Raw genomic sequence first — 12607 nt, 5'->3', positions numbered from 1 at the left:
CGAGGTGGACTTCCATGCCTGCAGCACCCGACAAGGACAAGGCGCTCGAACTCGCCCTTGCGCAGATCGACAAGCAGTACGGCAAGGGCTCGGTCATGCGCCTCGGCGACGACGGCCGCGCGCCCATCGCCGTGATCCCCACCGGCTCGATCGCCCTCGACGTCGCACTCGGCATCGGCGGGCTGCCCCGCGGCCGTGTCGTCGAGGTCTACGGCCCGGAGTCCTCCGGTAAGACCACGGTCGCCCTGCACGCGGTGGCGAACGCGCAGAAGGCCGGCGGCATCGCGGCGTTCATCGACGCGGAGCACGCGCTGGACCCGGAGTACGCCAAGAAGCTCGGCGTCGACACCGACGCGCTGCTCGTCTCCCAGCCGGACACCGGTGAGCAGGCGCTGGAGATCGCGGACATGCTGATCCGCTCCGGCGCGCTCGACATCCTGGTCATCGACTCCGTGGCCGCGCTCGTGCCGCGCGCCGAGATCGAGGGCGAGATGGGTGACTCGCACGTGGGTCTCCAGGCCCGCCTGATGAGCCAGGCACTGCGCAAGATGACCGGCGCGATGAACAACTCCGGCACCACCGCGATCTTCATCAACCAGCTGCGCGAGAAGATCGGCGTCATGTTCGGCTCCCCGGAGACCACGACCGGTGGTAAGGCGCTGAAGTTCTACGCCTCGATCCGGCTCGACGTGCGTCGCATCGAGACGCTCAAGGACGGCGGCGAGGCGGTCGGCAACCGCACCCGCGTCAAGGTCGTGAAGAACAAGATGGCCCCGCCCTTCAAGCAGGCCGAGTTCGACATCCTGTACGGCCACGGCGTCTCCCGCGAGGGTTCGCTCATCGACATGGGCGTCGACCAGGCGATCGTGCGCAAGTCCGGTGCTTGGTACACCTACGAGGGCGACCAGCTCGGCCAGGGCAAGGAGAACGCGCGGAAGTTCCTGCGCGAGAACCCGGACATCGCCAACGAGATCGAGAAGCGCATCAAGGAGAAGCTCGGCATCGGCCCGCAGCTCGACGCCGAAGCCGTCGAAGCCGTGCCGGCGCCGGTCGACTTCTAGGAGAGGGTCCTTGGTCCTCACCGTGGCAGCGGTTCACGGTGAGGCGCGCATGAACGACGAGGAGTGACCGAGGTGGCGAGGGCACCGAAGATCCCGCCGTCGGAACTGCCCCCGGAGGAGCGCTTCAAGAAGGCCAAAGAGGTCTGTTACGACCTCCTGGCCGTGCGGGCGCGTACTCAAGAGGAGCTCCGGCAGGCCTTGCACCGCAAGGGCTTCGACGAGGAGACCAGCGAAAACCTGCTCGGCAAGCTCGACCGGGCGGGGCTGGTCAACGACGCGGAGTTCGCGGAGCTGTGGGTGAAGTCCCGGCACACGACCCAGGGGCTGTCCCGCACCGCGCTGCTGGCCGAGCTGCGGCGCAAGGGCGTCGACGACGAGGTCGCGGCGCAGGCGGCGGGCGAGGTCGACCGCGAGTCCGAGGAGCAGATGGCCCGGGAGCTGGTCCGCAAGCGGCTCGGGTCCCTGGGCAACGTCGACGAGCAGACGGCGCTGCGGCGCCTGCTCGGCTTCCTGGCGCGCAAGGGCTACCCGCAAGGGCTGGCGTACACGGTGATCAAGGAGGAACTCCGCGAGTACGGCGCGGAGTCCACCCTCCTGGACGACGCCTACATCGACTGACAGCCACCGGGCCCGGTGAGGCCACGGCGGGTGAAGGTGCTTTGCCTGGAACGGGCTTAGCGCGACCCATCGAGCACTCGGATGTGATCGTCGCCGGGCTGCGCTGTGGCTGGACCAGGCCATTGCGGTTAGGGCCGGTCATTGCGCCCCGGCGGATGCGGTGGGGCTGTGCCGGGAGTGTGGGTGTGCCGCCGGGCGTCCGGGCGCACCGGTGCTTGCCGCGTTGCGAGCACCGGCCGCACGTCATGCCGAGGTGGCCGGTACCGCCTCCTGCTCCGCCGGTGCCGTTCGCTTTGTCGGTGGGCGGCGGTCGGAGCGGTGTTTGCGGACCGCCAGTAGCAGTACCGCCAGCAGGCCCATCGCCACGCACGTGACCGCCGCCGAGAGCACCAGGAACTCGTCGAGGCGGCCGTCCGACAGGTAGGCGCCCAGCGCTACCGCCACCAGCGCGCACACCGCTCGGTCCACAATGGACTCCATTGACAGGAGCGTCGCGCGGTAGCGGGAGTCCGGGATGGAGTCGTTCAGGAGCTGCTTCTGGATCGGGAACGAAATGCCCGTCGCCACGGCGAAGACGCACAGCAGGAGCACCGTCGGGACCGTGCCGGCCGGGACGATGAAGCCCAGGCACAGGGCCATCACGATCGTCAGGGTGAACACCGAGGCGACCGGGCCGATGGCGCGCCGCAGCCGGTGGGGGCGGGCCGCGCCCAGAGCTTCGAAGACCGTCATGGCGGCCAGTACCGCGCCGTACCAGTTCACCGAGAGCGTCTTCGACTCCAGGATCGGCTGGAACAGGTTCACCTGGCAGATCCGCACCAGCGTGAACATCGCGATGCCCTGCACCATCAGCAAGAACAACCACCGCGACGACCGCAGCGCCGACAGTGCGCCGCCGACGCCCGCGAGGAGGGACGCCGTCTTGCCGGCCGCGCGGCGGCCGCCCGGGATCGGGGGCAGCTTCAAGGCGAACGCCAGGGCGATGGCCGCGTTGAGCGCCGTCAGCCAGTACGGAGAGGGGAGGTTCCACGCCATCAGCAGGCCGATCACCGGCCAGTACACGATCTTGCCGATCAGGCTGTACGCGCGGCCGACGCCCTCCACTCGAAGGTAGTGCTCACCTTCGCCGTGAGCGTGCAGGTACTCGTAGAGGTACGCGCTCTGCGCGCCCGACACCAGGGACCTGGCCAGGGCGATCAGGATGAAGTGGATCAGGAACCCGGTGTAGGAACCGAGGAACACCGGCACCAGGTTCGCGGCCACGAGCACCGCGGCGCCGGCCTTCAGCGACGTCCGGTAGTCGAACCGGTCGGCGATCATCCCAGTCGGGATCTCCAGCAGGCAGAACACGATGTAGTAGATGCTCTGGATGCCGAAGATCTGGCTGTCGTCGAGGCCGACGAGCTTCTGGTACTGGTAGAAGATCGGCACCCACAACAACAGGCCGAAGAAGAACTGGAACCCGTAGGTCAGCCGGACGGCGCGCTGCACGGCCGGCTTCGCGGGCAGGCGGAAGCCCAACATGATGTGTGTCTCCGGGAAAGTCAGGCCGAGTAGGGGCGCAGCTGGACGATGTGCACGTGGTCGCGGTCCGCGAGCCACTCGACGTCCACCGGCGAGTCGAACGTGTAGTCGGGCGAGAAGTGCGCCTGCAGCAGGCGTCCGGCGACGGCGAGGCGCTGCAGCTGCTCGTGGGCGCGCTCGTCGAGGTCCGCTGCCGCGTCGCCCAGGGACACCGTGCGGCCGCCGCCCTCGACCGTCGAGTACAGGTACTGCATGGGCAGCGTCGAGCCGTCGACGACGTCGGTGACCTTCGGCGAGACGTTGACGTACACCGTGCGGAAGTCCGCGCGGTTCATCGGGTTCGTCGTCACCAGCACGCCGCCGAAGTCGGCCGCGACCTGCTCCTGGATCACCACGCCCATGTAGCACTCGTCGAGTGAGATCCCGGCCTGGTGGCGCAGCCGGACGCTGCGCACCGACACCAGCGACGCCCAGACTTCCTTGACACTGGCGAAGATCCGCTCGGCGGTGGTGACGTGGTTGATCGACTCGTAGATCCCGGCGGCCGAGAACCCGGCGAGGTCCTCGGCGTTCGACGAGCTGCGCACGACGAACGCGCGCACCCCGGCCAGCTGCGACACCAGCGCGGAGTCGATCTCCCCGGCCAGCGCGCCCGGCATCCGCGCCGAGCGGATCAGGCTCTGCAGCTCGACGCACAACGGCTCGATCTCCCGCGCGTCCAGCTCCAGCGCCATCTTCAGCTTGCCGATCGCCTGCTGGATCCGCGGCGACGACTCGAGGAACCGCCGCTGCAGCGAGAACGGCAGGGCGATCCCGCGCGGCACGCGGATGCGCTCGTCCAGCAGCCGGCGGGCCGCGTCGGAAAGGTCGGCCACCGAAGCGCCGGCGGGGATGCCCAGCAGCTGGGCCAGGTGCGGCAGCAGGTTCTCCCGCGGCGGCCGCGGGACCTGGTAGAAGCCCAGCAGCCGCTGCGAGCCGCAGGCCAGGACGTGGTGCAGCTCGCCGAGGTTCGCCGCCTTGGTGCCGTAGCGGTAGCGGTCGGCCGCGCGCAGCCGCGCGAGGTTCACGATCGGGCTGTGGTCGGACTCGGGCTCCTCGAGCGTGACGCGCTGGGCGTACCAGGACGGCGGCGCCGCGTCGGCCGGCTCGTCGACCTCCCGTAGCGTGAGCGACCGGTCGTCCACGGTGTACTCGACCCACTTGCCGTCGAGCCCGCGGCGCTCGATCTCGGCCAGCGCGCCGAGCTGGACGGCGTTCGGGATCTGCCAGCCGGTGGCCAGCACGTTGGTGTGCGACAACGGCGTCGTGTGCCGGGCGTTGACGATGCCGGACAGCCGCGGGATGTCGTCGGGCACCCGGTCCATCACGATGATGTCCGACCAGGCCAGCCCGCCTGTGGCCGTGGCGGCCCGGTACTCGGCTTCGGTCCGGAACGCGCGCAGCCGCCCGGTCGTCGTGCCGGGGTTCAGCGCCACGAACGGCGCCGTCGAGAACAGCTCGTGGGCGAAGACGCGGGGGAGCTCGGCCGCCGGGATCTCCCGGACGAGCCGTTCCTGCAGCTGGTTCGCCGGCTTGAACAGCAGCGGCAGCGCCGGGTCGACGTGCTCCGCCACGAAGGCGTGGAACTCGCGGATCAGCGCGGCCGGCATGGTGTCGACCTCGACCGTCTCCAGCGAGAGGATCTTCTTCTCCTGCCGCGTGTGCAGGGCGAGGATGCCGAGCAGGAACCGGCGGTCCGGGGCGTGGTAGAAGCGTTCGTTGTAGCCGTCGATCTCGGCGCGCACCCGGGCTTCGGGGACGCCGAGGATCTCCTCACCGATATAGATCGCGTGAAAGGAATGACGCGCGTCGTTCAGGAAGTGGATCGTCCGCAGTTCGCGATCGACCACGACCTTGACGAAGGAATAGCCGCCGAGGGTGCCGCACAGCTGGTGGAGCGCGGACAGGGAAAGCCGTTCGCCGACGAGTGCGGCGACGTTCTCGGGGGACGTGCTGGGGGCGACCACGCTGGTCAGGGACACCGGTTCTCCTCGCTGGAAATTGCGAGGGGGGACGTTAACAGGCGGTGAATCACCGACTGTGGCGCGAATGGCCCGGTGACTGGAACGAATGGCGGAACCCATGACGGCCGCCACACTCTCTCGGAGCACCGTTCCAGCGCACTGGAACGGTGCTCCCGGAATCCGGACGCCGGTTCCGCCGTTCGGGGAGGGACTTCCTGCAGGTGATCTGCGCTACAGCTTCGCGGCTTCCGCGGCCAGCTTCTCGATCGTGGAGACATCGAGCGAGGACGTCAGCCACGAACCGCCGATGCAGCCGACGTTCGGCAGCGCGAGGTACGTCGGCGCCGAGGCCACCGTGATCCCGCCCGTCGGGCAGAACTTCAGCGACGGCAACGGCCCCGCGATCGACTTCAGGTACGCGACCCCGCCGGACGCCTCGGCCGGGAAGAACTTCAACGCCGTGAGCCCGCGCTCGGCCAGCTTCATCGCCTCCGACACCGTGCTCGCGCCGGGCAGGAACGGCAGCCCGGACTCGAAGCACGCGTCGACGACGGCGTCCGTGCAGCCCGGCGTCACGAGGAACTTCGCCCCCGCGTCCGCTGCCTGCTTCGCCTGGCCCGGCGAAGTGACCGTGCCGGCGCCGATCACGATGTCCGGGACCTCGGTCGCGACGCGCTCGATCGCGGCCAGCGCCGCCGGCGTGCGCAGGGTCAGCTCGATGACCCCGATCCCGCCGGCGAGCAGGGCCCGGGCCGTGGGCACCGCGTCGTCGGCGTCGTCGATCACCACGACGGGCATCACGGGGGACAGCGCGAGCAGGTCCGAACCGGTGGTCACTGACCAACCTCCTGGGTTTCCAACGAGTGCGTGGGAATGCCGAAGTGCTCCGGCGTCAAACCGCCGAACACCGAAGCGCCCTGGTCGGCGGGGCCGACGGCACGGCGCAACGCGGCGAACAGCTCTCGGCCGGTGCCGGTCCAGGATGCTTCGGACGGCGGCCCGTCCACAAGTTCACGGAGGGCGAGTTCTTCGTCACCGACGAAGACGTCGAGCGTGCCCGCGGCGGCGTCCAGCCGGACGACGTCACCGTCGGCGACGCGGGCGATCGGGCCGCCCGCCGCGGCTTCCGGCGTCACCTGGATCGCGGCCGGGATCTTGCCGGACGCGCCCGACATGCGGCCGTCGGTGAGCAGCGCCACCTGGTGCCCGCGGTCCATCAGCACACCCAGCGCCGGGGTGAGGCCGTGCAGCTCCGGCATGCCGTTGGCCTGCGGACCCTGCTGCCGGATCACCACGACGACGTCGCGGTCCAGCTCGCCGGCCTCGAACGCGGCCGTGAACGCCTCCTGTGTGGTGAACACCCGCGCCGGCGCCTGGACGATCCGGTGCTCGGGCGCCACGGCGGACACCTTGACCACGGCGCGGCCGAGGTTGCCCGCGACCATCCGTAGCCCGCCGTCCGCGGCGAACGGGCGCCACGCCGGGCGCAGCACCTCCTCGTCGAGGCTGCGGGTCGGCACGTCGCGCCAGACCAGCTCGCCGTCGGACAGGATCGGCTCGGCCCGGTAGCGGTGCAGCCCGAAGCCGGCCACGGTGTGGACGTCCTCGTGCAGCAGCCCGGCGTCGAGCAGCGTGCCGACGAGGAACTGGATGCCGCCGGCGGCGTGGAAGTGGTTGATGTCGGCGCTGCCGTTCGGGTAGACCCGCGCCAGCTGCGGCACGACGGCCGAGAGGTCGGAGAAGTCGTCCCAGGTCAGCTGGATACCGGCGGCCGCGGCGATGGCGACCAGGTGCATCGTGTGGTTGGTCGAGCCGCCCGTGGCCAGCAGCGCGACGACGCCGTTGACGAACGCCTTCTCGTCGAGGATCCGCGAGACCGGCGTGTACTCCTCGCCGCGCGAAAGCGTGACGACGCGGCGCCCGGCTTCCTCGGTCAGCGCGCGCCGCAGCGCGGACCCGGGCTGGACGAAGCTGGCGCCGGGCAGGTGCAGGCCCATCACCTCGACGACCATCTGGTTGGAGTTGGCGGTGCCGTAGAACGTGCAGGTCCCGGCCGAGTGGTACGACGCCGCTTCGGCGTCGAGCAGGTCTTCGCGGGTCGCGAGGCCCTCGGCGTACAGCTGCCTGACCCGCGCCTTCTCCTTGTTCGGCAGGCCGGAGTTCATCGGCCCGGCGGGCACGAGGATCGCCGGCAGGTGCCCGAACGACAGAGCGCCGATCAGCAGGCCGGGCACGATCTTGTCGCAGACGCCCAGCAGCAGGCTCGCGTCGAACATGTCGTGCGACAGCGCGATCGCCGTCGACATCGCGATGACCTCGCGGCTGAACAGGGACAGCTCCATGCCGGCGCGGCCCTGCGTGATGCCGTCGCACATCGCGGGCACGCCGCCGGCGAACTGGGCGACACCGCCCGCGCCGCGCACGGCCTTCTTCAGCCAGGCCGGGTACTCCTGCATCGGCTGGTGCGCCGAGAGCATGTCGTTGTAGGAGGAGACGATTGCGACGCCGGGGGCGCGGGCGGCCCGCAGCGCCTCCTTGTCGGCGCCCTCCATGGCGGCGAAGCCGTGGGCGAGGTTGCTGCACGCGAGGCCGCGGCGGACCGGGCCTTCGGCGTGCGCGGCGGCCATGCGGCCGAGGTACGCGGTGCGGGTCGCGGCACTGCGCGCGGTGATCCGCGCGGTGACGCCGGCGATGGTCTCGTGCAGGGGCGTGGTGGCGGGGTTGCTCATGTCCGGCTCCGGATCACTGGTTCGTGGTGGTCCGCGGGACGGCTGCACTGGCGCCTCTGGGTCGTGACGCTGGCCACACTACCTGTCGCGAACACCGAATCAAAATCGATTCAGAAGATCAACCCCAGTGACCCCGATCACGCCCCTACTTAGCTAATGTGCTACTTGTCACACTGCACGACGAACGGCAGAGTCGGTCTTGGCGACGCGATCGCCAACCGGCCCGGCCGGCCCCACCACACGGGAGGCATGATGTCCACCTCCGAGATCGCCGAGCTGCGGCGAACCATCGGTCAGCTCAGGCAGTGCGTCGGCGCACTGCGCTCGCGCTACGGCGACGCTTCGGCCGTCCGCCGCCTCGCCAACGACGTGGAGCGCCTCGACATCGACACGGCCGACCTCGACGGCACCCCGCTCGCGGTACCGACGCAGGCGAAGGCCGCGGAGCGCGTCCAAGTTCCCGACACGCCGTACGACCCGGCGCTGTGGCACGGCGCGGACGACGAAGGCGTCGGCGGCTACAAGCGCGACCAGCGGTGAGCGCTCCGGCTGACAACGGCGTCGGCACCGGCGTCCGGTCCCCGAAACGGGCCAGGATCGCCGAACGCACCCTGCGTACCGACCGATGGTGGCTCCAGCCCCTGCTCACCGTGCTCGGGCTGGGCGCCTTCATCGTCTACGCGACGGTCCGGTCGTTCGTGCGCACCGCCTACTGGGTGCCCGACTACCACTACCTGACGCCGTTCTACTCACCCTGCCTGTCCACGTCCTGCGTCGAGGGCTCGAGCCACTTCGGCCACTGGTTCGGCGATCTGCCCGGGTTCATCCCGCTCGGCTTCGTCGTGCTGCCGTTCCTGCTCGGGTTCCGCCTGACCTGCTACTACTACCGCAAGGCCTACTACCGGGCGGTGTGGTTCTCCCCGCCGGCGTGCGCCGTCGCGGAGCCGAAGGCGAAGTACACCGGCGAGACGCGGCTGCCGCTGATCATCCAGAACGTCCACCGCTACTTCTTCTACGTGGCGCTGGTGGTGTCGCTGGTCAACACCTACGACGCGATCATGGCGTTCCACGGGAAGACCGGCGGCTTCGGCTTCGGGCTGGGCAACGTCGTCCTGCTCGCCAACGTCGTCCTGCTCTGGGCGTACACGCTGTCCTGCCACTCGTGCCGGCACGTGACCGGTGGCCGGCTGAAGCACTTCTCCAAGCATCCGGTGCGGTACTGGATCTGGACGCAGGTGACGAAACTCAACACCCGCCACATGGCGCTGGCCTGGACGACGCTCGGCACGCTGGTGCTGACCGACTTCTACGTCATGCTCGTGGCCAGCGGGGCCATCGCGGACCTGAGATTCGTGAACTGACACCCGTCCTTCCCGACAAGACCGTCCCCATTTTCCGAGGTGGAATCCCTACATGACCGAGGTCGAACGGCACAGCTACGACGTGGTGGTGATCGGTGCCGGTGGTGCCGGTCTGCGCGCGGTGATCGAAGCGCGCGAACGCGGTTACCGCGTCGCGGTCGTGTGCAAGTCCCTGTTCGGCAAGGCGCACACGGTGATGGCCGAAGGTGGCTGCGCCGCGTCGATGGGCAACGCGAACTCGAACGACAACTGGCAGGTCCACTTCCGCGACACCATGCGCGGCGGGAAGTTCCTCAACAACTGGCGGATGGCCGAGCTGCACGCCCAGGAGGCGCCGGACCGCGTCTGGGAGCTCGAGACCTACGGCGCCCTGTTCGACCGCACCGCGGACGGCCGGATCAGCCAGCGCAACTTCGGCGGGCACACGTACCCGCGGCTGGCGCACGTCGGCGACCGGACCGGGCTCGAGCTGATCCGCACGATGCAGCAGAAGATCGTTTCGCTGCAGCAGGAGGACTTCGCCGAGACCGGCGACTACGAGGCGAAGATCAAGGTCTTCGCCGAGTGCACGGTCACCGAGCTGCTCACCAGCGACGGCGCCATCGCCGGCGCGTTCGGCTACTGGCGCGAGAGCGGCCGGTTCATCCTCTTCGACGCGCCGGCGGTCGTGCTCGCGACCGGCGGCATCGGCAAGTCGTTCAAGGTGACGTCGAACTCGTGGGAGTACACCGGCGACGGCCACGCGCTGGCGCTGCGGGCGGGCGCGAAGCTGATCAACATGGAGTTCGTCCAGTTCCACCCGACCGGGATGGTCTGGCCGCCGAGCGTCAAGGGCATCCTCGTCACCGAGGGCGTGCGCGGTGACGGCGGCGTGCTCAAGAACTCCGAGGGCAAGCGGTTCATGTTCGAGTACGTGCCCGAGGTGTTCAAGGGCCAGTACGCGGAAAGCGAAGAGGAAGCCGACCGCTGGTACGCCGACGCGGACAACAACCGGCGCACGCCGGACCTGCTGCCGCGCGACGAGGTGGCCCGGGCGATCAACTCCGAGGTCAAGGAGGGACGCGGCTCCCCGCACGGCGGCGTGTTCCTCGACATCGCCAGCCGGCTGCCGACCGAGGAGATCAAGAAGCGGCTGCCGTCGATGTACCACCAGTTCAAGGAGCTGGCGGACGTCGACATCACGGCGGAGGCGATGGAGGTCGGCCCGACCTGCCACTACGTGATGGGCGGCATCGAGGTCGACCCGGACACGGCCGCGTCGAGTGTGCCCGGGCTGTTCGCCGCGGGCGAGTGCTCGGGCGGCATGCACGGCTCCAACCGGCTCGGCGGCAACTCGCTGTCGGACCTGCTGGTGTTCGGCCGCCGCGCCGGGCTCGGCGCCGCCGAGTACGTGCTGGGGCTGACCGACCGGCCCGCGGTCGCGCAGTCCGATGTGGACGCCGCGGCGAAGATGGCGCTCGCGCCGTTCGACCCGCCGGCGGGCGCGTCGGCCGAGAACCCGTACACCCTGCACACCGAGCTGCAGCAGTCGATGAACGACCTGGTCGGCATCATCCGCAAGGCCGGCGAGATCGAGCAGGCGCTGGTGAAGCTGGCCGAGCTGCGGCACCGGATCCTGCACGTCACCGTGGAGGGGCACCGGCAGTTCAACCCCGGCTGGCACCTCGCGATCGACCTGCGCAACATGCTGATGGTCAGCGAGTGCGTCGCGAAGGCGGCCCTGACCCGGACGGAGAGCCGCGGCGGGCACACCCGCGACGACCACCCGGGCATGGATCCCGAGTGGCGGCACAAGCTTCTCGTGTGCGCGTCGTCGCCGGGGGAGAACCCGGTGGTGCCGGACGTCGGCGTCACGGTCAAGGAGCAGGTGCCGCTGCGCCAGGACCTGCTGGAGCTGTTCGAGTTCGGCGAGCTCGGGAAGTACTACACCGACGGAGAACTCGAAACGCACCCCGGTGGGAGCAAACCATGAGTTATAAAGCGAGTTTCCGGGTCTGGCGCGGCGACGACACGGGCGGCGCGCTGCAGGACTTCACGGTGGAGGTGAACGAGGGTGAGGTCGTCCTCGACATCATCCACCGGCTGCAGGCCACGCAGGCGTCGGACCTCGCGGTGCGCTGGAACTGCAAGGCGGGCAAGTGCGGGTCGTGCTCGGCGGAGATCAACGGCAAGCCGCGGCTGCTGTGCATGACGCGGATGTCGACGTTCACCGAGGACGAGGTCGTCACGGTGACGCCGATGCGGACGTTCCCGGTGATCCGCGACCTGGTCACCGACGTGTCGTTCAACTACACGAAGGCGCGGGAGATCCCGTCGTTCACCCCGCCCGCCGACCTCAAGCCGGGTGACTACCGGATGCAGCAGGTGGACGTCGAGCGCTCGCAGGAGTTCCGCAAGTGCATCGAGTGCTTCCTGTGCCAGAACACCTGCCACGTCGTACGCGACCACGAGGAGAACAAGGAGTCCTTCGCGGGGCCGCGGTACCTGATGCGGATCGCCGAGCTGGAGATGCACCCGCTCGACGTCGCCGACCGGCGTGACGCGGCCCAGGAGGAGCACGGCCTCGGCCTCTGCAACATCACCAAGTGCTGCAGCGAGGTCTGCCCGGAAGGCATCCACATCACCGACAACGCGCTCATCCCGATGAAGGAGCGCGTGGCGGACCGCAAGTACGACCCGATCGTCTGGCTGGGCAACAAGCTCTTCCGCCGGGACAAGTGACGCTTTCTCGTTCGACGCTCGCGAACCGTCTGCTGGCCGCTCTTTCGGCGGCCGAAGCCGGTTCGCGAGCGTCTTTGCGTGGGTCGCTGGCCCACGGGACGGCGGACGCCTACAGCGACATCGACGTCGAGTGGCTGGTGCCGGACGCCGCGTTCCCTTCGTGTCTCGACGTGGTGCCGGTGCTGTCGGCGGTCCAGCCCGTCGCTTCGGTGCGGTTCTCGCCCGACTTCCTGCACTCGCCGGTGCAGCGCCTCGTCTTCGTCCGGTTCGCGGGCGTGCCGCTGTTCTGGCGGCTCGACCTCGACGTCCGGACGGCGGCGGCCGACGACGTTCCCGCGCCGGCCGCGGACGACGAGTGGTCCCGGCCGGAAAGCGCGCTGGCCAACGCGCTCGGCGCGGTGAAGGCCGTCGCACGCGGCCGGTTCGACGACGCGCGGGGCCTGCTCGACCGCGGGTTCGCGCGGATCGGCTCGGCCGACCGGGCCACCGGTGACTGGGCCGCCGACGTCGCCCGGCTGGCGCGGGCCTGCGAGCGGCGGGAGCCGGGCCTGGCGGGGTTCGCGGCGGAGATCGTCGCGCTGGCGTGACAG

Annotated in this window: 11 protein-coding genes; 7 read left to right on the top strand and 4 right to left on the bottom strand. The window is 69.8% G+C overall.

The window, feature by feature from the left end:
• Nucleotides 1-14: 14 nt before the first annotated feature.
• Both recA and OG570_RS47075 read left to right on the top strand, forming a co-directional pair.
• The gene (gene recA, locus OG570_RS47080) at nt 15-1061 is read left to right on the top strand and encodes a recombinase RecA (protein WP_247062979.1); all 1047 of its coding nucleotides are present in this window, start codon (nt 15-17) and stop codon (nt 1059-1061) included.
• A 90-nt stretch (nt 1062-1151) separates the two neighbouring features.
• Nucleotides 1152-1679: a regulatory protein RecX gene (locus OG570_RS47075; protein ID WP_247064101.1), complete on the top strand. Its 528-nt coding sequence runs from the start codon at nt 1152-1154 to the stop codon at nt 1677-1679.
• A gap of 243 nt (nt 1680-1922) precedes the next feature.
• Here OG570_RS47075 and OG570_RS47070 read toward each other — a convergent pair whose 3' ends face one another.
• The 4 genes from OG570_RS47070 to edd form a co-directional block, all read right to left on the bottom strand.
• Nucleotides 1923-3203 carry an MFS transporter gene (locus OG570_RS47070; protein ID WP_326954997.1) on the bottom strand — a complete coding sequence of 427 codons (1281 nt, stop codon included), beginning with the start codon at nt 3201-3203 and terminating at the stop codon, nt 1923-1925.
• 20 nt (nt 3204-3223) lie between these two features.
• Nucleotides 3224-5224 (bottom strand): PEP/pyruvate-binding domain-containing protein, encoded by a 2001-nt coding sequence (locus tag OG570_RS47065; RefSeq protein ID WP_326954996.1) that lies wholly within the window; start codon nt 5222-5224, stop codon nt 3224-3226.
• Nucleotides 5225-5437: 213 nt separating this feature from the next.
• The gene (gene eda / locus OG570_RS47060) at nt 5438-6043 is read right to left on the bottom strand and encodes a bifunctional 4-hydroxy-2-oxoglutarate aldolase/2-dehydro-3-deoxy-phosphogluconate aldolase (protein ID WP_326954995.1); all 606 of its coding nucleotides are present in this window, start codon (nt 6041-6043) and stop codon (nt 5438-5440) included.
• Nucleotides 6040-7935 (bottom strand): phosphogluconate dehydratase, encoded by a 1896-nt coding sequence (gene edd / locus OG570_RS47055; RefSeq protein WP_326954994.1) that lies wholly within the window; start codon nt 7933-7935, stop codon nt 6040-6042. The genes eda and edd overlap by 4 nt, the downstream gene beginning before the upstream one ends.
• 252 nt (nt 7936-8187) lie before the next feature.
• On the opposite strand from edd, the gene OG570_RS47050 reads away from it, so the two are divergent.
• The 5 genes from OG570_RS47050 to OG570_RS47030 are packed head-to-tail and all read left to right on the top strand — an operon-like array spanning nt 8188 to nt 12604.
• Nucleotides 8188-8475 carry a hypothetical protein gene (locus OG570_RS47050; protein WP_247063001.1) on the top strand — a complete coding sequence of 96 codons (288 nt, stop codon included), beginning with the start codon at nt 8188-8190 and terminating at the stop codon, nt 8473-8475.
• A complete protein-coding gene (locus OG570_RS47045; RefSeq protein WP_247063003.1) occupies nt 8472-9296 on the top strand; it encodes a hypothetical protein in 825 nt (274 codons plus the stop codon). The genes OG570_RS47050 and OG570_RS47045 overlap by 4 nt, the downstream gene beginning before the upstream one ends.
• 52 nt (nt 9297-9348) lie before the next feature.
• Nucleotides 9349-11268, top strand: coding sequence for a fumarate reductase/succinate dehydrogenase flavoprotein subunit (locus OG570_RS47040; protein WP_326954993.1), 1920 nt, complete (start codon nt 9349-9351; stop codon nt 11266-11268).
• The gene (locus tag OG570_RS47035; protein WP_247063007.1) at nt 11265-12017 is read left to right on the top strand and encodes a succinate dehydrogenase/fumarate reductase iron-sulfur subunit; all 753 of its coding nucleotides are present in this window, start codon (nt 11265-11267) and stop codon (nt 12015-12017) included. The genes OG570_RS47040 and OG570_RS47035 overlap by 4 nt, the downstream gene beginning before the upstream one ends.
• Nucleotides 12014-12604: a hypothetical protein gene (locus tag OG570_RS47030; RefSeq protein WP_326954992.1), complete on the top strand. Its 591-nt coding sequence runs from the start codon at nt 12014-12016 to the stop codon at nt 12602-12604. The genes OG570_RS47035 and OG570_RS47030 overlap by 4 nt, the downstream gene beginning before the upstream one ends.
• Nucleotides 12605-12607: the final 3 nt, after the last annotated feature.

The organism is Amycolatopsis sp. NBC_01286 (assembly GCF_035982555.1).
GTDB lineage: Bacteria > Actinomycetota > Actinomycetes > Mycobacteriales > Pseudonocardiaceae > Amycolatopsis.
Note: the sequence above shows the minus strand (reverse complement) of the source record. Positions and strands in the feature narration are given on the sequence as shown.

What these genes read in the sequence shown, in the direction of transcription:
- recA (WP_247062979.1), top strand. Translation starts at nt 15, where the DNA reads ATGCCTGCAGCACCCGACAAGGACAAGGCGCTCGAACTCGCCCTTGCG.
- OG570_RS47070 (WP_326954997.1), bottom strand. Translation starts at nt 3,203, where the DNA reads ATGTTGGGCTTCCGCCTGCCCGCGAAGCCGGCCGTGCAGCGCGCCGTC.
- edd (WP_326954994.1), bottom strand. Translation starts at nt 7,935, where the DNA reads ATGAGCAACCCCGCCACCACGCCCCTGCACGAGACCATCGCCGGCGTC.
- OG570_RS47050 (WP_247063001.1), top strand. Translation starts at nt 8,188, where the DNA reads ATGTCCACCTCCGAGATCGCCGAGCTGCGGCGAACCATCGGTCAGCTC.
- OG570_RS47040 (WP_326954993.1), top strand. Translation starts at nt 9,349, where the DNA reads ATGACCGAGGTCGAACGGCACAGCTACGACGTGGTGGTGATCGGTGCC.
- OG570_RS47035 (WP_247063007.1), top strand. Translation starts at nt 11,265, where the DNA reads ATGAGTTATAAAGCGAGTTTCCGGGTCTGGCGCGGCGACGACACGGGC.